This window comes from Corynebacterium haematomassiliense, assembly GCF_013978595.1.
GTDB classification, from domain to species: Bacteria; Actinomycetota; Actinomycetes; order Mycobacteriales; family Mycobacteriaceae; genus Corynebacterium; species Corynebacterium lehmanniae.
On the sequence record NZ_JACDTZ010000001.1, the window covers coordinates 642,552 to 663,802 of the forward strand.

A 21,251-nucleotide genomic window follows, 5' to 3' on the forward strand; every position below is an offset into this window, starting at 1 on the left:
TCCTCCGCCTGCTCCAGCCCGGAGTCCTCTGAGTGCTCATCGGTGGGGGCACTCTCGTCCTCTACCGGGTAGGCGTCTTCCGCGCCCTCGCCGGCAAACGGCGAGTTGGACGCTGCGCGCTGGGCGATGCCGTCGAGCACGACGTTAATGTACGGCGCTGCCTGGGCCCCGGAGTACTCCGCGGCCATCTCCACCCCCTCGGCGATGGAGATCGGCGCGTCCACCTCGTCGTTGAACAGAATCTCCCACGCCGCAACGCGCAGGATCTGACGGTCCACGGCGGGCAGGCGGAACAGCTCCCAGTCCTCGGAGAGGTGGCGCTCAATAGCGTCGTCGAGGTCGTCCAGCTTCTCCGCCGCGCCCGCGACGATGGTGCGGGTGTAGTCCGCCACCGGCGCGACTGCGTTGAGCGGGTCCTGGGACAGCTGCGCGCGATCCTCCACGATCGCCACAGGATCGATGTCGCGGGTCTCCGCCTCGAAAAGGATGTCTACTGCCCGGCGGCGCGCACGGTAACGCGCGCCGTGTCGTTTGTAAACGGGCATTAGTTGTTCACGCGAGACAGGTACTCGCCGGTGCGGGTGTCCACCTTGACCACGTTGCCGGTCTCCAGGAACAACGGCACCTGGATCTCAGCGCCGGTCTCCAGGGTTGCCGGCTTGGTGCCGCCGGTGGAGCGGTCGCCCTGCAGGCCCGGCTCGGTCTGCTCGATCTTCAGATCCACAGAGATCGGCAGCTCGGCGAACAGCGCCTCGCCCTCGTGGAAGGAAACCTGCACGCGCATGTTCTCCAGCAGGAAGCGAGCGGCATCGCCGAACTTGTCTGCCGGCAGCTCGTACTGCTCGAACGTCTTGTCGTCCATGACAACGTAGTTGGTGCCGTCGTTGTACAGGTAGGTCATGTCGCGGCGGTCAACGGTTGCGGTCTCCACCTTCACACCAGCGTTCCAGGTCTTGTCCACGGTCTTGCCGGTGACAACGTCCTTGAGCTTGGTGCGCACGAACGCCGGGCCCTTGCCGGGCTTGACGTGCTGGAACTCGATGATCTGCTGCAGCTTGCCTTCGTTCTTCAGCACCAGGCCGTTCTTGAAATCGGCGGTAGTTGCCATGGTAAGTACCTTCCTCCTGGGAGTATCGGGGCGTGTGCAAACACAGCAATGTTACAGCACTGTCAGTTCCTTGGTGTACTCCGTGATCACCTTCGGCGCCGCCGAGGTGATGATGAGCGTGTCCTCAATACGCACGCCGGCCTTGCCCGGGATGTAGATGCCGGGCTCGATGGTCAAGGTCATACCCTCCTCGAGCACGCCGGAACCGGTCTTTGCCGCGCTGGGAGCCTCGTGCACGTCCAGCCCCACGCCGTGGCCCGTGGAGTGCACGAAGTACTCGCCGTATCCGGCCTCCTCGATCACGTCGCGGCAGGCCTTGTCCACGTCCACAAGCTTCGTCCCCGGCACCGCCGCTTTCACTCCCGCGAGCTGGGAGGCGAGGGTGACCTCGTAGATCTCGCGCTCAAGGGTGCCGATCTCCCCGATCGCGAACGTGCGGGTCATATCCGAGTTGAAGCCGAGGCGGTGCATGCCGAAGTCGGTGGTGACCAGATCGCCCTCCGCGATCACGCGGTCGCCGGCGCTGTGGTGCGGCTTCGCCGAGTTCGGCCCGGATGCGACGATGGTGTCGAAGCTGACGCGCTCCGCGCCGAGCACGCGCATGCGGTATTCAAGGTCCGCCGCCACTTCCCGCTCGGTGCGGCCGGCGCGCAGCTCGCCGGCGTCCAACAGCCCCTCGAGTGCCTCAACCGTCAGCTCCGCAGCCTCCGTCAAGCGCGTGAGTTCCAGGTTGTCCTTGATCAGACGGATCTCCTCGATCACCCCGCTCACCGGCACGAGCGTGACCCCCTCGGGGCACGCCTCGCGCAACTTCTCCAGCTGGGCAACCGAAACGTAGTCGGCCTCGAAGCCAACGCGGTGGCCCTCGGCGGCCTTGGACAGCATGGCCACGCCGACGTTGCGCTCGATGGTGGCCGCAATGTCCGGCACTTCCTCGCCGATCTGGGTGGTGTAGCGCCCGTCGGTGGCAATTGCGGCGGTGCGGTCCTTCGACACCAGCATCGCGCCGTTCGACCCGGAGAAGCCAGACAGGTAGCGCACGTGGGTCAGGTGGGTGACCAGCATGTCGTCGATGCGGCGCTCCGCCAGCTTCGTGGACAGTTTGCGGCGACGGTCCTCAAAACGGGTGTCTGCCAATGCCATTAGAGCCTCCTTGCGTAGTACTCGAGCGCGAGCCGGTAGCCGTCCACCCCCAACCCCGCAATGACGCCTTCGGCGATCGGCGAAAGGTAGGAGTGCGCCCGAAACGGCTCGCGCGCGTGCACGTTGGAAATGTGCACCTCGATAAAGCCGTGGTGATCTTTCAGTTCTACCAGCGCGTCGCGCAGCGCGACTGAGGTATGGGTAAATCCGCCGGGATTAATCACCACGGCCCACCCGTTGTCCGCCGCCTCGTGCACCCAGTCGATCAGCTCGCCCTCGTGGTTGGACTGGCGGCACTCCACCTCCACGCCGAGCTCGCCGCCGCGCTCACACAATTGCTTCTCGACGTCCGCCAGCGTCACCGACCCGTAGATCTCCGGCTGCCGCTTGCCCAGCCTGTTCAAGTTTGGCCCGTTGAGCACCAGAATCTTCATCGCTACTCCGAAATCGCCTCGTACGCCGCGCGCATCTCTTCCACCGTCGCGTCCTCCAGCCGGGTGGCCGAGCCCAACCCGTCGAGGACGACGAAGCGGATACGCCCGTCGCGGTTCTTCTTGTCCAGCAGCATTGCGTCGTGCAGCTCGTCGAACGCGCCCGCCTCGTAACGGGTGGGAAGGCCCGCCTTTGTCAGGATTTCTTCGTGGAGGGCGACCAACGGGGCGTCGATAAGCTTCCTGCCCAATGACAGGTGGGCGACGAACATCATGCCCACCGCAACCGCGTTGCCGTGGCGCCAGGTGTAGTTCTCGCGGCGTTCAATGGCGTGGCCGAGGGTGTGGCCGTAGTTGAGAATCTCGCGCAGGCCGGACTCCTTGAGGTCCTGCCCGACAACATTCGCCTTCACCGCCACGGAACGGCGCACCAGCTCCGGCCAGTGGTGCTCGGCGCCGTCCTGGTAGAGCTCCAAAATGCGCGGGTCCGCAATAAAGCCGGTTTTGATCAGCTCGGCGGAGCCTGAGACCACTTCCGCCTCAGGAAGGGTGTCGATGCGGGCGAGGTCGATAAACACGCTGTCCGGCTCGTGGAACGCCCCGACGAGATTCTTGCCCGCCGCCGTGTTGATGCCGGTCTTGCCGCCGACGGCCGCATCCACCATGGCCAGAAGCGTGGTAGGCACCTGCACGACCTTGATGCCGCGCATCCACGTCGCCGCGGCGAAGCCAGCGAGATCCGTCACTGCGCCGCCGCCGAGGCCGACAACGACGTCCTGGCGGGAAAAGCTGTGCGCGCCGAGGGTGTCCCACAGACTGGAAAGCACAGCCAGGTCCTTGCCTGCTTCCGCATCCGGCACGCACACCGCCACCGGCTCCACACCGGCGGACTCAAGCTGCTGCGCAAACTCGCTTGCGGCATCAGCCAGCGGCACCTGGTGCACGACGAGTGCGCGGCGCGCGCCGACCTGTGCGACGCGCTGAGCCGCCTGGCCCAGGTTGCCGCGCCCGATATTGACCGCGTACGGGCTTTGCCCCGTCACCTCAACTACAGCCATGCGCCTCGCCTTTCTCCCGCAGGGCTAATCCACGTCAATGAACCCGAGGACTTCCGCCACCACACGCTGCGGTGGGCGCTCGTCCGTGCGCACGCGGAAGCTGGAGACCTCCCGGTAGAAGGACTCTCGCTGCTCCAAAAGGTCCCGGTAGCGCTGTTCGCGGTCCTCGCCGTCGAGCACCGGACGCGACGCATCCTCCGCCGTGCGGCGAATTCCTTCCTCGGCGGTGACGTCGATCCACACCACGGTGTGGCGCTGCAGGAGCGTGCGCACCTCTTCGGTGACAATCGCGCCGCCGCCGAGGCTGACCACCCCGCCGGTGGCGAGCGCGCGGGCCACGTAGCCCACCTCGAGCTCGCGGAAGGCGTCTTCGCCGAGCTCCGAGTACAACTCGCCGCAGGCCTTGCCCTCGCCCTGCTCCATGAGGAGATCGGAGTCCACGATGGGCAGGTTCAGTGCGCTGGCGATCCGCCGGCCGATCGTCGACTTGCCCGCTCCCGGCATGCCCACCAGCACAACACGCGGCGCGGAGTGCACCAATGCAGGCGCCGCAGTGACGAGTTCGGTCGCACTCGGCGCATCGTTCTCGTCGAACGGTGTTGCGCTGTCCGCGCCATCAGCGCGCGCGGCTTCCGGAGCGAGACCGTGCACCAAATCGTTGACAATATCTGCCGGGGATGCCCCGGCCGGAGTGGTCATGCCAAATCCTCCTCTCGGGCGAACGCGAGCCGGTCCGCCGCGTACGCGCGGTACGCCTCCACGTTGCGTCGAACCTCATCCACAGTATCGCCGCCGAACTTCTCCGACACTGCTTGCGCGAGCACCAGCGCCACCATCGCCTCAGCGACGACACCACCAGCGGGCACCGCGCACACGTCCGAACGCTGGTGAATGCCGGTGGCGGCTTCCCCGGTGGACATGTCCACGGTCTTCAGCGCGCGCGGGACAGTCGAAATCGGCTTCATGGCCGCACGCACACGCAACTGCTCGCCGTTGGTCATGCCGCCCTCGAGGCCGCCGGCACGGTTCGTGGAACGTGTCACGCCGCCCTGCCCGCGCACCATCTCGTCGTGCGCCTGCGAACCCCGGCGGCGGGCCTCCTCGAAACCGTCGCCGACCTCGACACCCTTCACAGACTGGATGCCCATCAGCGCGCCAGCCAGGCGCGCGTCAAGGCGGCGTTCGCCGGAGACGTGCGAGCCCAGGCCGACCGGCAAACCGTCCACGATGACCTCGACAACGCCGCCGAGGGTGTCCCCGTCCTTCTTCGCAGCCTCGATGCGGGCGACCATGTCCGCCTCCGCTTCTTTGTCGTAGGCGCGGACCGGGGAGGCGTCGATAGCCTCAATGTCCTCGACGCTCGGGTGCGGCCCTGCGTACGGGGCGGACTCGCCGATGGAGATCACGTGCGAGAACACCTCCACACCGAGGGTTTCGCGCAGGAAGCTACGGGCCACAGTCGCAGCCGCCACGCGCGCCGCGGTCTCGCGCGCGGACGAGCGCTCGAGCACCGGACGGGCGGAGTCGAAGCCGTACTTGATCATGCCCGCGAAGTCTGCGTGGCCCGGGCGCGGGCGGGTCAGCGACGCGCCGCGCCCGGACGACATGGCCTTCGCCACCTCCGGATCCTCCATGTCCACGGGTTCCGCGGACATGATCGTGGTCCACTTCGGCCACTCGGTGTTGCCGATCTGAATGGTGATGGGGCTGCCGATGGAGGTCCCGTGGACCACGCCGGTGAGAAGCGTAAGCTCATCGGCCTCGAACTTCATGCGTGCTCCACGCCCGTATCCGAGCCGGCGGCGCGCCAGCTGGTGGGCGATGTCTTCCTTGCGCACCGGCAATCCAGCCGGCGCGTTTTCCACTAACGCAATGAGGGCTTGGCCGTGCGACTCCCCGGCCGTTGTCCAACGAAGCATGGCGACATTCTTGCACAAGCCCCGCCAAATTCGGCCCTCAAACCCCCGAATACATACACAAAAAAGGAAACAGCGCCCATCCGGCTCCAAGCATCGACGGCCCGTGCGGCACCGCGCGCATCCCCGTAACGACAGCGACAGCAACACTGAGCAGGCCCGATAGCCCAATCGCCGCGACGACGCCGAGGGGCCCTCCCACGGCCGCGCAAGCCACCCCGAGCGGTACCGCGAGCTTGACGTCTCCCCCGCCAATTCCGCGGCCCACGAGAAGGTACAGCGCCGGCCACACCAGCCCCCACGCCAACGGCGGGTGCCACACGCACGCGATGGCAGCCGCCACCGCAGGCGGGACAGTCAACGGGTCCGGCAACCTGCGCTCGCGGATGTCGTAGGCCCCCAGCAGCGCCGACCACCCGAGAAAAACCACCCCTGCCGCAAACGCGGCGTATCCCCCGATCCCCATGCCCGCGAGGTTAGTGGGACTGCTCCCAGTGGCGCAACAGCGCCTCACGCATCGCCTCGCGCGGAGCGTCAACGCCGGTGAACTGCTCGAACTGGGCGTAGGACTGCCCCGCCAGCATGGACAACCCGCCCACCACCGGGTAGCCGTTCGAAGCGGCACGAATCGCTAGCGGGGTCGGCCACGGGTTGTAGATCACGTCGAACACCGGAGCGTGCCCGAGCTGTTCAGCGTGCTGCTCCAGCACATCCGCGGGCACAGTGGACGCGACGACATCGGCCTGCAGCGCCACGCTCTCCAAGTCAGCGTCGTAGGTGCAGAAGGACACATCTATCCCCTGCGCCAGCTCCACATACTCAGCAGCACGGTCCGAACGGTTGACCACCGTGACCTGTTCGCAGCCGAGCTCGCGCAGCGCCCACATCACCGCCCGTGCGGTGCCGCCGGCGCCGACAAGCACGGCGCGCTTCGGAAGGGTGTGCCCCAACAGCTCCCTCAACGCCACTAGGGCGCCCTCGCAATCGGTGTTGTCGGCGCGCCAGTGGCCGTCGACACGCGTGAGTGTGTTCGCGGAACCGATCTGTTGCGCGCGCTCAGTCACCTCGTCCGCAAAATCCAGCGCCGCAAACTTGCACGGCATGGTCACCGAGAAGCCGCGGTAGGTCTCGCCGGATTCCCGCACGACCCGGGAAAGCTCCTCTGCCTGGCAGAGAATCCTGGTATATTCCCAGCCCTCAAGGCCCGCCGCCTCGTACCCGGCGCCATGCAGCACCGGAGACAGCGAGTGCGCGATGGGCGAGCCGAGGACCGCTGCGCGGTGGGTGATCTCCATGAGCTAGCGCTGCGAGTCCAGCACGCCGGAGTCCACCGCACGCTGGGTGTCGTTGAGGTGCTGCTCGAAGGTGTCGTTGAAGATGGTCGTGCCGTCTTTGTCCACGGTGACGAAGAACAGCCAGTTGCCCTCGGCCGGGTGCTCCATCGCCTCGATGGCCTCGATCGACGGAGAGGCGATCGGGGTCTGCGGCAGACCGTCCATGGCGTAGGTGTTCCACGGGGTCACCCGACCACGGTCCTCGTCGGTCGTGGCGACCTCGACGGACGGCAGGCCGTAGTTGACCGTGGAGTCGAACTCCAGGCGCATCGGCTCATCCAGACGGTTGAGGATCACTCGCGCGACCTTGTCGAACTCGCCGGCCGGAGCCTCGCGCTCAACCAGCGACGCCGCCGTGAGCAATTCGTACGGGGTCAGGCCGACAGCCTTTGCGCGGCCGACAATGTCGGTGGATTCGTACTGCTTGGCGGACCGGGTGATCAGGTCAGTCAGGATCTCCTCCGCGCTCGCGTGCGGATCAATGACGTCCTCGCCCGGAGCGATCAGGCCCTCAAGACGCTTCGCGTCGCCTGCGCGTCCGGCCACCGTTTCTCGCGCCCACTCGGGCACGCCGAGGGTTTCCGGATCTGCATCCGCCGCAACCTTGTTCAGATCCTCCAGATTCACGCAATCAGATGCTGGCTTCTCGCCGCACGCGGCCTGCTGAATCATGGTGAGGATGCCCAGGCGCTTCTGCCCGCCGAGGATGTTGATGTCCATCAAGGTCGCGCCGCCGTAGACCTGCAGCGGCGTGACGCGTTGCTGCGGGTCGAGCAGCGCGTCCACGGCGGACTCGGCGCTCATCTCCCCCTGCAGGCGGTAGAAACCGGGCTGGATGTTGTCGGCGTTTTGGTTGTTCGCCGCAGCAGTCTGGAATGCGTTGTCGGAGGCGACGATGCCGCGCTCTTCAAGCTCCGGGCCGAGCGCGGACAGGCTTGCGCCCTCCTTGATCTGCACTACCTGCTCCTCGCCGTTGCCCGTGCCCTCGTAATCCGACACGTTGTTGCCGCGGGCGATGGCGATCCAGGCGATCAAGCCGATGATCAGCAGGAGCGAAGCAACCAGCACTGCGGTGCTGCGTGTGCGCCGCATGGCGGCCTGTCGTGGGGTCACGGTTAAATCTCCTTGAGGTAGTTCTTGCGGCCGTCCAGCCATGATTGCAGAATCTCCACCGCCGCCGCCTGGTCGATCACGGCGCGCGCGTCCTTTTCGCGCACGCCTGAAGCTCGCAGCGCGTGCGTGGCGGCGACCGTGGTCAGTCGCTCGTCCGCCATTTTCACCGGCACGTCGCTGCGCCGCTTGATGCGGAACGCGATTTCTTTCGCGTGCTTGACGCTCTTGGAGCCGTCGCCGTTGAGGTTCGACGGCAGTCCGACAACGACCTCCACGGCGTCGAGCTCGTCGATAAGCTCAAGCAAACGCTCGATGTCTTCGCCGTCGCGGTCCTTGAACCCGGTGACCCGGCGGACCGTTTCCACCGGGGTGGCAAGCGTCGCGTCCTTGTCGGAGGAGGCCACGCCGATGCGGACGGTGCCCACATCAATGCCGATGCGGCGGCCCTGCCCCGGGTCGTCAACCCCCGGGGTGTCTGGCTGCACCTTCATCCGTGTGTCCTTTCCACCTTCGACGGCTACGTAAACAACAGACCGGTTACCGGCGGGGCGGTTAACTGGCCTTAGTTAAACCTAACCGTTTCCTGTGGAACCGGCGGGGCGCTTCTTCGGCGTGTCACGCATTACAGCGCTGGTTGTCAGGCGAGCGACTCACGCACTGCGCGCAGCGCGTCCTCGATTCCGGCCGGGTTTGCACCGGTGCCCTGCGCCAGGTCCGGCTTTCCGCCGCCCTTGCCGTCGACGTACTGGCCGATCAGCTTGACCAGGTCACCGGCCTTCACGCCGGACTGAACGGCCTGCGGCGTCGCGGCTGCGGCCAGCGACACCTTGCCGTCCACCTGGGACAGCAGCACGATCACTGCGTCTTCTGCCTGCAGCTTGCCCCGCAGGTCGTTGGCGATCGTGCGCAGGTCGCCGGTGGTGATGCCTTCGGGCAGCTGCTTTGCGACGACTCGGTGCACGCCGAGCGTCTGCGCCTCATCCGCCAGGTTTGCGGTGGACGCCAGAAGCTGCTGACGGTGCAGGTTCTCAATCTCCTTCTCGGCCGCGCGCAGGCGCTCGGTCAACTGGGCGATTCGGTCCGGCAGCTCCTCGGTCGGGGCCTTCAGCTCCGCAGCCAGGCCGGACGCAAGCGCGGCCTCCTTGGACAGGAACTTGAAGGAGTCCATGCCGGAGTACGCCTCGATGCGGCGGGCGCCGGAGCCGACGGAGGATTCGCCGAGGACGGCCACCGGGCCGATCTGCGAGGCGTGCTCGACGTGAGTGCCGCCGCACAGCTCAATGGAGAACGGCCCGCCGATCTCCACCACGCGCACGGTGTCGCCGTAGCTCTCGCCGAACAGCGCCATCGCGCCCATTTCTTTCGCATGGTCGAGAGAGGTTTCAATCGTGTTGACTGCGAAGTCCGCGTCCACCGCCTGGTTGGTGATGGTGGCGATTTCCTCGAGCTGCGCGTCCGTGAGCTGGTCGGTGTAGTTGAAGTCGAAGCGCAGGTAACCCGGCTTGTTCAAGGAACCAGCCTGGACTGCGGTGGGGCCGAGCACCTGGCGGATCGCGGCGTGGATCAGGTGGGTCGCGGAGTGCGCCTGGCGAGCGCCGTGGCGCCACGCCTCGTCCACCTCGGCGGTGACGGTGGAGCCCAGATCGAGCCCGCCGTTTTGCACCGTGGCCTTGTGCAGCCACAGTTTCTTGCCCACTCGCTGCACGTCGTTGACGTTGAGGATGGTGTCGCCCATGAGCAGGCGGCCGCGGTCGGCCATCTGGCCGCCGGATTCGGCGTACATCGGGGTCACATCCAGGATGACCTCGACCTCGTCGCCTTGGGCGACCTCGCCGACCTTCTCGCCGCCGCGCACCAGGCCGATCACCTTCGCGTCGTGGGTGAGCTGGTCGTAGCCCACGAACTCGGTCGGGTTGGCGTCCACCCATTCGCGGTAGAGCGACTCGTCCACATTGCGGTGCTTCTTCGCCTTGTTGTCGGCCTTGGCGCGCTCGCGCTGCTCCTGCATGGCGGCGTTGAAGGCGTCCATGTCCACGTCCAGGCCAGCCTCGCGGGCCATCTCCACGGTCAGGTCGATCGGGAAACCGTAGGTGTCGTGCAGCTCGAAGGCTTGCGCGCCCGGCAGGACCTTGGCGCCGGATGCGGAGACGGCGGAGGCGGCTTCGTCGAAACGCGAGGTGCCCGCCTCAAGTGTCTTGGAGAACGCCTTCTCCTCGGCTACCGCCACGCGCAAGATGCGCTCGCGGTTGTCGTCGATCTCCGGGAACGACGGGGTCATCGTGTCCATGATGGTGTTCATCAGCGTCTCCATGACCGGGCCGGTCGCTCCCAGCAGGCGCGCGGAGCGGATGATGCGGCGCAGCAGGCGGCGCAGGATGTAGCCGCGGCCCTCGTTGGACGGGGTCACGCCGTCGAGGATGATCATCATGCCGGTACGTGCGTGGTCGGCGACGACGCGGAAGCGCACGTCGTCGTCCTTGTTGCCGGCGTCGTACTTCGCGCCAGTCAGCTCCACGGCAGCGTCGATGACGGGGCGCAAAAGGTCGGTCTCGTAGACGTTGTCCACGCCCTGCAGGATGCAAGCGACGCGCTCGATGCCCATGCCGGTATCGATGTTCTTCTGCGGCAGCTCACCGACGATATCGAAGTTGCCTTTCTTGTCGCCCTCGCCGCGGATGGACTCCATGAACACGAGGTTCCAGATCTCCATGTAGCGGTTGTCGTCGGCGACCGGGCCGCCCTCGACGCCGTATTCCGGGCCGCGGTCGTAGTAGATCTCCGAGCACGGGCCGCAGGGGCCGGGGATACCCATGGACCAGAAGTTGTCTTCCATGCCCATGCGCTGGATGCGCTCCTCCGGAATGCCGATCTTGTCGCGCCAGATCGAGGCGGCCTCATCGTCGTCCAAGTAGACGGTCACCCACAGGCGCTCCGGGTCCAGGCCCAGCCCGCCGTCCTCGACAGCGCCGGTGAGCAGGGTCCAGGCGTGCGTGATCGCGCCTTCCTTGAAGTACTGGCCGAAGGAGAAGTTGCCGGCCATCTGGAAAAACGTGTTGTGGCGGGTGGTGATGCCCACTTCCTCGATGTCCAGGGTGCGCACGCACTTCTGGATGGATGTGGCGGTGCCGTTTGCGAAATCCGGAGTCTGGTCGCCCAAAAAGTACGGCTTGAACGGCACCATGCCGGCGTTGACGAACAGCAGCGTCGGATCGTCCAGAATCAGCGGAGCGCTGGGCACCGGGGTGTGTCCCGCCTCGACGAAGTGGTTGGTGAACCGCTCTCGGATCTCATGGGTCTGCACGCGTGATTGTCCTTTCAGCAGCGCCGGTTTTTATCCGCGCTTACTCTACCCCGCGCCTCGACGCCGCCAGGTGTCACCGCCCGCGGACGAGGTCCCTCAGCCGCCCGATGTAGTCCTTGATGCGCCGCTCCGCCCCGTGGTCGGTGGGTTCGTAGTACACGGCGTCTTCGAGGCCGTCGGGCATGTACTGCTGCTTCACGACGCCCAAAGGATCATCATGCGGATAGACATAGCCCACCGCATTGCCCATGGCCTTCGCCCCTTCGTAGTGCCCGTCACGCAGGTGCGCCGGCACCGGCGGGGCGTGTCCCGCGCGCACGTCCGCCAAGGCCCGGTCGATCGACTGGATCACCGAGGGCGACTTCGGTGCCGTGGCCAAATGAATCGTCGCCTGCGCGAGCGCCAGCCTGCCTTCCGGCATGCCGATGAACTGCACTGCGTTCGCCGCCGCGTTGGCGGTCTGCAGCGCGGTCGGGTCCGCCATGCCGATATCTTCGGATGCGTGGATGACAAGGCGCCGGGCGATAAACCGTGGGTCCTCCCCCGCCTCGATCATCCGCGCGAGATAGTGCAGTGCGGCATCCACGTCGGAGCCGCGGATGGATTTGATGAACGCGCTGACGATGTCGTAGTGCTGATCGCCGTCGCGGTCGTAGCGCACTACCGCACGGTTGACGTTTTCCTTGACAGTGTCGACGGTGATTGTCTCCCCCGGCTGCACCGCTTCGGCCGCGGCCTCCAAGTAGGTCAGCGCGCGGCGTGCATCGCCGCCGGCGAGGAGGACAAGTTGGTCCCGTGCGGCGTCGTCAAGCTTGAATGCGCCGTTGAATCCGCGCTCGTCCGCCATCGCCCGGTCGAGCACCCTGCCCAAGTCCTCCGCATCGAGGGACTCCAGCTTCAGCAGCAGCGAGCGCGACAAAAGCGGCGCAACCACGCTGAAGCTCGGGTTTTCCGTGGTCGCCGCGACAAGCAGCACGGTGCGGTTTTCCACGGCGGCGAGCAGCGCATCCTGCTGCGTCTTGGAAAAACGGTGCACCTCGTCGATGAACAGCACCGTCTTCTCCCCGCGGATCAGGTCGCGGCGCGCCTCGTCGATGACGGCACGCACCTCTTTCACGCCAGAAGACAGCGCCGAGAGCGCGACGAAGTTCTGCCCCATCGCAGACGCGATCAACGAGGCGATCGTGGTCTTGCCGGTCCCCGGCGGGCCGTAGAGGATCACGGAGGCGGCCCCGGAGCCGTCGATAAGCCTGCGCAACGGTTTGCCCTCACTGAGCAGGTGGCGCTGGCCCGCGATCTCGTCGAGGGTCCGCGGCCGCATGCGCGCGGCCAACGGCGCGGACGCCCCCGCCTCAAAAAAGGCAGTCCCGCGGTTGCCGGAATCGCCGCGGCTGTTGTTGCCGCCTGCGGCAGCGAATAGTCCCTCTTGTTCCACGCGCACCTCTCTTAGCGCAAGCGCTCAGCCAGCGTTTGCGCGAACTCGCTTATCGTGCGGTACGCGGGGTCCTTGCCGGTGCCCGCGAACGCGGCGAGGGACTCGAACGTCTCGCGCAAGTCCCGGCGCACCAGCGCCTCATCGGCGGTAAACGGCCCCTGCGAGTGCGGCCGCAGCACATCTCCGGCGTAGTCCGCAGAGTGTTCTTCGGTTTCGGCGCTCGCTTCCAACGGACCCAGGTCGGACACGTCAAGGCCAGCGGCCTCGAAGTCCTCCTTGAGCTTGGCGTCGTGTTCCACCAACTCGGCTGGGCTCACCGGATCCAGCATGGCCACGCTACTCATCGCCCAGCCGATGAGCCCCGCAGTAATCCGCGCCTGCAACGTATCCGGGTGCTCCACGCTCGGCCAGATGCCGCGCACCTCGCTCACCCACGCGTCGATGAACGCCTCGGTGGCGGCGGCGTTGAACGGCTGCGCCGCAAGAAACACCGGGAAGCGGGCAACCACAAACGCCACATCGAACGTGACGTCCCTGTAACCCGCCCACTCGTAGTCCAGGAAATGGAACGAGTTGCCGGTTTGGATGATGTTGTCCGGCGTCAAGTCGAACGGGGTGAACGCACGCATCCCGCCGCGCAGTAGCCGGGTAAGCACGTTCGTGGCGGCGAAGCGGACCTCGCCAGGAATGTCGATTCCAGCCCGCTCCAGGAACTCCACGCCGATACGGATGCGGTGCGACAGCAGGCGGTCACGCAAAAGCTGCAGGTTCGCCGAGTTCTTCCGCGAACGCGTCATGCGCTGAAACAGCACGTTGAACGCGTCTTCATCGTCCGCGGTACCGGCGTGCATTTTGCCCAGCGCGCGGCCAAGGCGGCGCAGGAGATCCACGTGGGTTTCCGGGTCCGCGTCCTGCAGCAGGTCCGCGAGCGTGCGGCCGTCACCCAGATCCGAAATGATCAGGATGCGCTGCGCGGTGTCGTAGCCCAGCAGCACCGGGCCCGGGCGCACTTCCTCGCTTAACGACGTGGCGAACTGGTACGCCACCGTCTCGCGCAGAAACGCCGCATCCGCCAGCTCGTCGCCGGTAGCCGGCGAGTGCTTCACCACCACCGAGCGGTGCTGGAAAAACGGGTTGTTCACAACACGTGCCCGGAACACGTCCGCAAGCCCTGAGCCGTCGAGCCTTTCGACGTCGACAAGCTGCTGCTCGCCGCCGTAGCGCTTGGTCAGTATGTCGGCGGCTGCGCGGATGATCTCCTGCGTATCGCCCATCGCTGGCCTACTTTTCGTCGCCGGCCCCGGCCTCGCCGCCCTGTGCTTCGGCGTCCTTCTTCGGCTTGAAGTCCACGCCGGTCTCCTTGCGCTGCTCCGCCGGGATCGGCGCCGGAGCATCCGTCAGCGGATCGACGCCGCCGCCCGACTTCGGGAAGGCGATGACGTCGCGGATGGACTCGAAGCCGCCGAGTAGGGACACGATGCGGTCCCAGCCGAAGGCGATGCCGCCGTGCGGCGGGGCACCGTACTGGAAGGCGTCCAGCAGGAAGCCGAACTTCTCGTCTGCTTCCTCGTCGGTGATGCCCATGACCTCGAACACGCGCTTCTGCACGTCGTGCTCGTGGATACGGATGGAGCCGCCGCCGATCTCGTTGCCGTTACAGACAATGTCGTAGGCGTACGCGAGCGCCTCGCCCGGGTTCTCCTCGAAGTTGTCCAGGTACTCCGGCTTCGGGGAGGTGAAAGCGTGGTGGACGGCGGTCCACTTGGAGTGGCCGAGAGCGACATCGCCGGAGGCCGTCGCATCCGCGGCCGGCTCGAACAGCGGCGCGTCGACGACCCAGGTGAACGCCCAGTCGCCGTCCTTGATCAGGTCCAGCTTGCGGGCGATCTCGCCGCGGGCTGCGCCCAGCAGCGCGCGGGACGCCTTCGTCTCACCTGCCGCGAAGAAGATGCAGTCGCCCGGCTTTGCGCCCACGTGCGCGGCAATGCCGGCCTTCTCCTCGTCGGTGATGTTCTTGGCCACCGGACCGGTCAGCTCGCCGTCCTCCTGCACGAGGATGTACGCCAGGCCCTTCGCGCCGCGCTGCTTCGCCCACTCCTGCCACGCGTCGAGCTGGCGACGCGGCTGGGAAGCGCCACCGTCCATGACCACAGCGCCAACGTACTCGGCCTTGAACACGCGGAAGGTGGTGTCCTTGAAGAACTCGGTGCACTCCACCAGCGGGATGTCGAAGCGCAGGTCCGGCTTGTCGGAGCCGTACTTCTCCATCGCTTCCTTGTAGGTCATGCGCGGGATGGGCGTCTGGATGTCGTAGCCGATCAGCTTCCACAACTCGACCAAGATCTCCTCGGCGAGCTTGATGATGTCGTCTTGGTCCACGAAGCTGGCCTCAACGTCCAGCTGGGTGAACTCCGGCTGGCGGTCCGCGCGGAAATCCTCGTCGCGGTAGCAGCGCGCCAGCTGGTAGTAGCGCTCCATGCCCGCCACCATGAGCAGCTGCTTGAACAACTGTGGCGACTGCGGCAGGGCGTACCAGGAGCCCGGCTTCAAACGAGCCGGCACCAAAAAGTCGCGTGCGCCCTCCGGGGTGGAACGGGTCAGCGTCGGCGTTTCAATCTCAGTGAAGTCGTGGCTGTCCAGCACGCGGCGGGCAGCCTGGTTCACCTTCGCGCGAAGACGAATCGCCCTCGCCTGGCGCTCGCGGCGCAAGTCCAGGTAGCGGTAGCGCAGGCGGGCTTCCTCGCCGACCTCGCTGGAGGAAGCGTCCTCGATCTGGAACGGCAGGGCCGCGGCCTTGTTGAGCACCTTCAAGTCGGTGACGTTGACCTCAATCTCGCCGGAGGCCAAATTCGGGTTGGCGGACCCCTCCGGGCGCGGCTCGACGGTGCCGGTGACCTGGATGACGTACTCGCTGCGCAGGTCGTGCGCAGCCTCGGCCACCTCGGACTCGCGGAAGACCACCTGGGCCAAGCCAGAGCGATCGCGCAGGTCGATAAAGATCACGCCGCCATGGTCGCGACGACGGGCCACCCAGCCGGTGAGCGTGACAGTTTGGCCGTCCAGTTCTTTATTCAGGTTCCCCGCAAGGTGAGTGCGCAGCAAGGTATCCACGTCCTTCCACGTGATGGCAAATCTAACCTGTAAAAGTTTACCCGCCGTCTCGTCGCAGTGCGCCCGGCCCCTCTCGCTGATGGGGCGACACAGGCGCCAACCGACCCAGATCCCACACGTGCCCTAGTTATTTGGCACAATTCTGGCCATGACTTTCAGAGGCGATTACGCACAGGGCCAAGGCGGCAACGTCAATACCAGCTCCGGCGGCGGCCGCGGAGGCGGCGGCTTAGGCAACGGCGCGATGATGTTGCTGCCGCTCCTGCTGCGCGGAGGCGGCGGCGGAACCATCATTTTGGTCCTGCTGGCGCTGCTGTACTTCAGCGGCGCGTTTGACGGCATTCTCGGCGGAGGGGGCGACTCCCAGTCGCAGTCCCAGGGCGAATACTCCCTGGAGCACTGCCAGGAAGCAGGTTCCTCCAACGAGTACGACGACTGCCGGGCAGCCGCAACGATGGGATCGCTAAACGCCATCTGGGCCGACGTGCTGCCCGCCCAGTCCGACACCCAGTTCACCAAACCGGAAATGACCATCTTCAAGGGCAGCGTGAACTCCGGTTGCGGTTACGCCAGCTCGGACACCGGACCGTTCTACTGCCCGCAGGACAAAACCGCCTATCTGGACGTGAGCTTCTTCGACCAGCTGTCGCAGCTCGGCGGCTCTAACGGGCCGCTGGCGCAGGAGTACGCCACCGCGCACGAGTACGGCCACCACATCCAGAACCTTGAGGGCACCCTGGGCCTAAGCGACTACAAGAATCCGGGCCAGGATTCCGCCGCGGTGGCAATCGAGCTGCAGGCCGACTGCTACGCGGGCCTGTGGGCGCACCACGCCTCCAAGGGTGACAACGCCGCTCTGGAGCCGATCACCGACGAGCAGCTGCAGCAGGCTCTGCAGTCCGCGCAGTCCATCGGCGACGACAACATTCAGAAGCGCTCCGGCGGCGAGGTCGATCCGGACGCGTGGACCCACGGCTCCTCCGAGCAGCGCATGCAGGCGTTCAAGTCCGGCTACGAATCCGGCCAGATGTCGTCCTGCGACACGCTCAACCGCGGCGTGTACAAGAGCTAAACCGCCTCTGTTCCGCACCGCTTTCGAAACGGCACGGCGCTACAGTGGCCGGCATGAGCAATGCTGAGCCCAACCGCGCCGTGCCGTTTCTTGCTGCGTTCAACTCCATCGAGAAGTTCTTGCGCAGTGAACTCGATGCCAAACGGTCCGATTCGTTTTCCTGGATGGCCAGGCTGGCGGCGAAGAAGGGAGTCATCACGCTCGAGCAGTCTGAGACGCTGCAGGAGTTCGCGGATCTGCGCAACGCGATCAGCCACGGCGAGTACGACAACCTGCGCCCGATCGCCGAGCCGCTGCCGGAAACTGTCGCTGAGATCGAGCGGATCCGGGATTCCCTGCTCGCCCCGACGCTGGCCTTAGACGTCATTGAGCACCAGCAGGTGGTCACCTTCTCCCCCGACACCGACATCCACGAGCCGTTGGACATCATCGCCTCGCAAGGCCTCGCCCAGTTCCCGGTCTACGACGGTGGCGAGTGCGTCGGTTTGCTCACCACCAACGCGATTGCGCGGTGGCTGGCGGCGGAGCTGCGTGACGACGACACGATTGCGGCAGGCACCGTGGCCGAGGTGCTCGAGCACAGCGGCAAATTGGACCAGCCGATTTTTCTGCCGCGCACCGTCACCGCCGCAGCCGCGGTCGAGGCGCTGAGCACACCGCTTGCCTCCGGCGCGGTCCCCCGCCTCGCCATCATCACAGAGCACGGAAAGCCCACTCAGAAGCCGCTGTCGGTGCTGGGTGCGACCGGCATTCCGGCCCTCGCCCAGGAAGCGTAAAACACCGCTTTTCCTGTGGCGCCGCGCACCTTTTCGTGCTGTAGTATCCCCGGCATGTCTGCAAACTTTGTGAGCGTTGTCGACCTGTTCAGTATTGGTATCGGCCCCTCGTCGTCCCACACTGTGGGCCCGATGCGCGCGGCCCAAGCATTCATTGACAAACTCGACACCTACCCAGCCAAGGTGCTGGTTGAATTGCGCGGCTCCCTGGCAGCCACCGGCGTCGGCCACGGCACCGACCGCGCTGCCCTCTTGGGCCTAGTCGGCTACACCCCCACCACCACGTCTGCCGATATTGCGCCGAAGCCGGGTGAGCCGATTCCCTCCACCGGCACCGTTTCCGGGCCCATCGGCACCGTTGAATACGAGCTCAGGTTCGACCCTGCTCCTGTCGCCGCACACCCGAACTGCCTCATTTTCGACGCGTGGGATGCAGACGGCAACGTGCTCGCAGAGCGCGAGGACTACTACTCCGTCGGCGGCGGGTTTATTCAGGACCGCTGGGAGATGGAAGCGCACCGCGACGAATCCGGCGTCGCGGCAGCGCGCGACATCCCGTCTGTGCCTTACCCCTTCGACACCGCGGCCGAACTCATGCAGCGTTGCGACGAGACCGGCCTGACCATCGCGGAGATCATGCGCGCGAACGAGGAGTCCATCCACGGCAGCGAGAAGCTCGACGCCCACCTGGACGCGGTGTGGAACGTGATGCAGGAATGCGTCGCACACGGCTTGAAGACGGATGGCACGCTGCCCGGCGGGTTGAACGTCAAGCGGCGAGCGAACCGCCTCCACCGCCTGCTCACCGCCGAATACCAAGCTTCCACTGCGCGCGGGCTGGACGCGATGGAGTGGGTCAACCTCTACGCCTTGGCTGTCAACGAGGAAAACGCCGCGCACGGCCAGGTTGTCACCGCGCCAACGAACGGCGCGGCCGGCATCATCCCCGCGGTGATGCACTACTGCCGCGACTTCACCGACGATTTCACCGTAGAGCGCGCCCGCGAATTTTTGCTCACTGCCGGCGCGGTCGGCTCGATCATCAAAACCAACGCGTCGATTTCCGGCGCCGAGGTCGGTTGCCAGGGCGAGGTCGGCTCCGCGTCTTCCATGGCTGCCGCAGGCATGTGCGCCGCCCTCGGAGGCACGCCTGCCCAGGTGGAAAACGCCGCCGAGATTGCCCTCGAGCACAACCTGGGGCTGACCTGCGACCCCGTCGGCGGCCTCGTGCAGGTGCCCTGCATCGAGCGCAACGCCATCGGCGGCGTGAAGGCCATCAACGCGGCGCGCCTGGCCAAGCTGGGCGACGGCACCAACATCGTCACCCTCGATGACGTGGTGGAGACCATGGCCGCCACCGGCCGCGACATGATGACGCAGTACAAGGAGACGTCCATGGGCGGCCTGGCGGTGCAGCTAGGCCTGCCGGTGAACATCACCGAATGCTAGTAACTAGGCTCCCGTGACCGCCTGAGTCACCGCCTGAACAGAGAGCTCCACGGACTCCTGCGAGTGTTCCGCGAGGTTCTTCACCGCCACCTCGCCGGCTTCCAGCTCGCGCTCGCCGAGCACGAGCGCGTACCTCGCACCGGCGCGGTCGGCGCCCTTCATCGAGCCCTTGAGTCCGCGCTGCCCGTAGGACATGTCGGCGGACACGCCGGCGGCGCGGAGCTCGTCGATAAGTTTGCTCATCTTCACGCGAGCCTCGTCGCCGATCGCGATGCCGAAGACGTCCACGCGGTGGGCCGCCTCGTCCAACTCCACGCCTTCTGCCTCAAGCGCGAGCACGGCGCGGTCCACGCCGAGGCCGTAGCCGATGCCGGACAGGTCCGGGCCGCCGATCTGGGCCATAAGACCGTCGTAGCGGCCGCCGCCGCCGATGCCGGACTGCGCGCCCAGGCCGTCGTGGACGAACTCGAAGGTGGTCTTGGTGTAGTAGTCCAGGCCGCGCACCATGCGTGGATTGATCACGTACGGCACGCCGAAGCTGTCCAGCGCCGCGGTGACGGCCTCGAAGTGGGCGCGGCACTCGTCGCAGAGGTGGTCCAGCATCAGCGGCGCATCCGCGGTCATCTCGCGGACCTCTTCGCGCTTGTCGTCCAACACACGCAGCGGATTGAGCTCTGCGCGCTTGCGGGTCTCCTCATCCAACGGCAGGTCGAAGAGGAACTCCTGCAGCTTCTCCCGGTACGCCGGGCGGCAATTCCTGTCGCCGAGGCTGGTCAGCTCCAGACGGAACCCGCTTAAGCCGATGGCGCGGTAGCTGCGGTCCGCCAGCGCGATGACCTCAGCGTCCAGCAACGGATCGTCCATGCCGATGGCCTCAACGCCCACCTGCTGCAGCTGGCGGTACCGGCCGGCCTGGGGGCGCTCGTAGCGGAAGAACGGGCCGTAGTAGTTCAGCTTCACCGGCAGGTAGCCGCGGTCCATGTTGTGCTCGATGAAGGAGCGCATCACGCCTGCGGTGCCCTCCGGGCGCAGCGTGACGGAACGGCCGCCGCGGTCCTCGAAGGTGTACATCTCCTTGCTCACCACGTCCGTGGACTCGCCCACACCGCGGGCAAACAGCGTCGTGTCCTCGAACACCGGCAACTCAATGTGCTGGTAGCCGGCGATGCGCGCCTGGCGGGCGAACTCGTCGCGCACATGGATAAACGCCGCCGATTGCGGCGGCACGTAGTCCGGCACGCCTTTCGGGGCGGAAAGCTTCTGAAACTGGTCGTTCTTGTTCTCGCTCACACCGCGCAAGTCTAGTGCAGGCAACCTCGCCCGGGACGAGTGCCCGATTAGCGGTCGGCGTTGGCCTGGCGCAGGTACGGGTTGGTTGCGCGCTCCTGTGCAACGGTCGTGGCGGGACCGTGGCCGGGCAGCACCTGCAGCTCGTCGTCCAAGTCCCACACCGGCCCGCGGAGGCTCTCCTGCATCTGCGCCGGGTCCGAGTCCGGCAGGTCCGTGCGGCCAATCGATCCGCGGAACAGCACGTCGCCGGAAAAAACCACCTCGTCCGCAACCAGCATCACGCAGCCCGGCGAGTGCCCCGGTGCGTGCACGATCCGCAGGTCCACTCCTGCCACGGTCAGCGTCTGCCCGTCCTCAAGTGGCGTCGGATTGTCGATTGGGGGCATGGCGGAGGCGTCGTAAAGCTGGCGCGCCTGCTCGCTCACCCCCTCGCCGCGCAGCAGCATGAACGCGTCCGCTGGGTGGACAAACGTCTCCACCCCGAACGCGGCGGCGTCGCGGATGTGGTCGATGTGGCCGTGCGTGAGCACCACCGCCTCCACGTTCAGCCCCTGCTCCTGCGCCATCTGGCTCACCGCTTCATGCGCGCCCAGCCCCGGATCGATCACAAACGCGCGATCCCCGTTGGCAACGACATAGCAGTTGGTTTGAAAAGGTCCTGCTGCGAAACCGGCGATTCTCATGCTGGCCACTATAACGGTGCTGATAGGCTTT

Annotated in this window: 19 protein-coding genes and 1 pseudogene; 3 read left to right on the plus strand and 17 right to left on the minus strand. The window is 66.3% G+C overall.

Annotated elements, in window-relative coordinates:
• Window positions 1-38: 38 nt before the first annotated feature.
• From nusB to aspS, 15 genes and pseudogenes are all read right to left on the minus strand, one after another.
• A pseudogene (nusB, locus tag H0193_RS03100) lies at window positions 39-545 on the minus strand (transcription antitermination factor NusB); the annotation flags it as partial.
• Window positions 545-1,108, minus strand: coding sequence for an elongation factor P (gene efp, locus H0193_RS03105; protein WP_181888509.1), 564 nt, complete (start codon window positions 1,106-1,108; stop codon window positions 545-547). The gene efp and the pseudogene nusB, both read right to left, overlap by 1 nt.
• A gap of 51 nt (window positions 1,109-1,159) precedes the next feature.
• Entirely contained in the window at window positions 1,160-2,251 is a 1,092-nt protein-coding gene (locus H0193_RS03110) for an aminopeptidase P family protein (protein WP_181888510.1), read from the minus strand.
• On the minus strand, window positions 2,251-2,685 hold the full coding sequence (gene aroQ / locus H0193_RS03115; protein ID WP_181888511.1) for a type II 3-dehydroquinate dehydratase: 435 nt from the start codon (window positions 2,683-2,685) through the stop codon (window positions 2,251-2,253). The genes H0193_RS03110 and aroQ overlap by 1 nt, the downstream gene beginning before the upstream one ends.
• 2 nt (window positions 2,686-2,687) lie before the next feature.
• Window positions 2,688-3,740, minus strand: coding sequence for a 3-dehydroquinate synthase (gene aroB / locus H0193_RS03120; RefSeq protein WP_181888512.1), 1,053 nt, complete (start codon window positions 3,738-3,740; stop codon window positions 2,688-2,690).
• Between the two features lie 24 nt (window positions 3,741-3,764).
• Window positions 3,765-4,244: a shikimate kinase gene (locus H0193_RS03125; protein ID WP_236883491.1), complete on the minus strand. Its 480-nt coding sequence runs from the start codon at window positions 4,242-4,244 to the stop codon at window positions 3,765-3,767.
• 191 nt (window positions 4,245-4,435) lie between these two features.
• On the minus strand, window positions 4,436-5,659 hold the full coding sequence (gene aroC, locus H0193_RS03130; protein WP_181888514.1) for a chorismate synthase: 1,224 nt from the start codon (window positions 5,657-5,659) through the stop codon (window positions 4,436-4,438).
• Window positions 5,660-5,696: 37 nt separating this feature from the next.
• Window positions 5,697-6,122, minus strand: a complete 426-nt coding sequence (locus H0193_RS03135; RefSeq protein WP_181888515.1) for a prepilin peptidase — start codon at window positions 6,120-6,122, stop codon at window positions 5,697-5,699.
• Between the two features lie 10 nt (window positions 6,123-6,132).
• The gene (locus H0193_RS03140; RefSeq protein ID WP_181888516.1) at window positions 6,133-6,951 is read right to left on the minus strand and encodes a shikimate dehydrogenase; all 819 of its coding nucleotides are present in this window, start codon (window positions 6,949-6,951) and stop codon (window positions 6,133-6,135) included.
• A 3-nt stretch (window positions 6,952-6,954) separates the two neighbouring features.
• Window positions 6,955-8,082 carry an endolytic transglycosylase MltG gene (gene mltG / locus H0193_RS03145; protein ID WP_236883492.1) on the minus strand — a complete coding sequence of 376 codons (1,128 nt, stop codon included), beginning with the start codon at window positions 8,080-8,082 and terminating at the stop codon, window positions 6,955-6,957.
• 23 nt (window positions 8,083-8,105) lie between these two features.
• Window positions 8,106-8,594 carry a Holliday junction resolvase RuvX gene (gene ruvX / locus H0193_RS03150; protein ID WP_181888518.1) on the minus strand — a complete coding sequence of 163 codons (489 nt, stop codon included), beginning with the start codon at window positions 8,592-8,594 and terminating at the stop codon, window positions 8,106-8,108.
• Window positions 8,595-8,740: 146 nt separating this feature from the next.
• Complete coding sequence (gene alaS / locus H0193_RS03155) at window positions 8,741-11,404, minus strand: alanine--tRNA ligase (protein WP_181888519.1); 2,664 nt, start codon at window positions 11,402-11,404, stop codon at window positions 8,741-8,743.
• Window positions 11,405-11,477: 73 nt separating this feature from the next.
• A complete protein-coding gene (locus H0193_RS03160; protein WP_269509656.1) occupies window positions 11,478-12,839 on the minus strand; it encodes a replication-associated recombination protein A in 1,362 nt (453 codons plus the stop codon).
• 11 nt (window positions 12,840-12,850) lie between these two features.
• Window positions 12,851-14,113 (minus strand): phosphotransferase, encoded by a 1,263-nt coding sequence (locus H0193_RS03165; RefSeq protein ID WP_181888520.1) that lies wholly within the window; start codon window positions 14,111-14,113, stop codon window positions 12,851-12,853.
• A 7-nt stretch (window positions 14,114-14,120) separates the two neighbouring features.
• On the minus strand, window positions 14,121-15,941 hold the full coding sequence (aspS, locus tag H0193_RS03170) for an aspartate--tRNA ligase (protein WP_181888521.1): 1,821 nt from the start codon (window positions 15,939-15,941) through the stop codon (window positions 14,121-14,123).
• 157 nt (window positions 15,942-16,098) lie between these two features.
• Between aspS and ypfJ the strand changes: the two genes are divergently transcribed.
• Genes ypfJ through H0193_RS03185 form a run of 3 tightly spaced genes read left to right on the plus strand, consistent with a single transcriptional unit; the run spans window position 16,099 to window position 19,247 of the window.
• Entirely contained in the window at window positions 16,099-17,022 is a 924-nt protein-coding gene (gene ypfJ, locus H0193_RS03175; RefSeq protein WP_181888522.1) for a KPN_02809 family neutral zinc metallopeptidase, read from the plus strand.
• Window positions 17,023-17,075: 53 nt separating this feature from the next.
• Entirely contained in the window at window positions 17,076-17,798 is a 723-nt protein-coding gene (locus tag H0193_RS03180; protein ID WP_181888523.1) for a CBS domain-containing protein, read from the plus strand.
• Window positions 17,799-17,852: 54 nt separating this feature from the next.
• Entirely contained in the window at window positions 17,853-19,247 is a 1,395-nt protein-coding gene (locus H0193_RS03185) for an L-serine ammonia-lyase (protein WP_181888524.1), read from the plus strand.
• A 3-nt stretch (window positions 19,248-19,250) separates the two neighbouring features.
• Here H0193_RS03185 and hisS read toward each other — a convergent pair whose 3' ends face one another.
• Together hisS and H0193_RS03195 are read right to left on the minus strand one after the other, a co-directional pair.
• Window positions 19,251-20,537, minus strand: coding sequence for a histidine--tRNA ligase (hisS, locus tag H0193_RS03190; protein WP_181888525.1), 1,287 nt, complete (start codon window positions 20,535-20,537; stop codon window positions 19,251-19,253).
• Window positions 20,538-20,584: 47 nt separating this feature from the next.
• Window positions 20,585-21,220: an MBL fold metallo-hydrolase gene (locus H0193_RS03195; protein ID WP_181888526.1), complete on the minus strand. Its 636-nt coding sequence runs from the start codon at window positions 21,218-21,220 to the stop codon at window positions 20,585-20,587.
• Between the last annotated feature and the right edge of the window lie 31 nt (window positions 21,221-21,251).

Coding starts and splice junctions, on each gene's coding strand:
- efp (WP_181888509.1), bottom strand. CDS start 1,108: ATGGCAACTACCGCCGATTTCAAGAACGGCCTGGTGCTGAAGAACGAA.
- H0193_RS03110 (WP_181888510.1), bottom strand. CDS start 2,251: ATGGCATTGGCAGACACCCGTTTTGAGGACCGTCGCCGCAAACTGTCC.
- aroQ (WP_181888511.1), bottom strand. CDS start 2,685: ATGAAGATTCTGGTGCTCAACGGGCCAAACTTGAACAGGCTGGGCAAG.
- aroB (WP_181888512.1), bottom strand. CDS start 3,740: ATGGCTGTAGTTGAGGTGACGGGGCAAAGCCCGTACGCGGTCAATATC.
- H0193_RS03125 (WP_236883491.1), bottom strand. CDS start 4,244: ATGCCGGGAGCGGGCAAGTCGACGATCGGCCGGCGGATCGCCAGCGCA.
- aroC (WP_181888514.1), bottom strand. CDS start 5,659: ATGCTTCGTTGGACAACGGCCGGGGAGTCGCACGGCCAAGCCCTCATT.
- H0193_RS03135 (WP_181888515.1), bottom strand. CDS start 6,122: ATGGGGATCGGGGGATACGCCGCGTTTGCGGCAGGGGTGGTTTTTCTC.
- H0193_RS03140 (WP_181888516.1), bottom strand. CDS start 6,951: ATGGAGATCACCCACCGCGCAGCGGTCCTCGGCTCGCCCATCGCGCAC.
- mltG (WP_236883492.1), bottom strand. CDS start 8,082: ATGCGGCGCACACGCAGCACCGCAGTGCTGGTTGCTTCGCTCCTGCTG.
- ruvX (WP_181888518.1), bottom strand. CDS start 8,594: ATGAAGGTGCAGCCAGACACCCCGGGGGTTGACGACCCGGGGCAGGGC.
- H0193_RS03165 (WP_181888520.1), bottom strand. CDS start 14,113: ATGGGCGATACGCAGGAGATCATCCGCGCAGCCGCCGACATACTGACC.
- ypfJ (WP_181888522.1), top strand. CDS start 16,099: ATGACTTTCAGAGGCGATTACGCACAGGGCCAAGGCGGCAACGTCAAT.
- H0193_RS03180 (WP_181888523.1), top strand. CDS start 17,076: ATGAGCAATGCTGAGCCCAACCGCGCCGTGCCGTTTCTTGCTGCGTTC.
- H0193_RS03185 (WP_181888524.1), top strand. CDS start 17,853: ATGTCTGCAAACTTTGTGAGCGTTGTCGACCTGTTCAGTATTGGTATC.
- H0193_RS03195 (WP_181888526.1), bottom strand. CDS start 21,220: ATGAGAATCGCCGGTTTCGCAGCAGGACCTTTTCAAACCAACTGCTAT.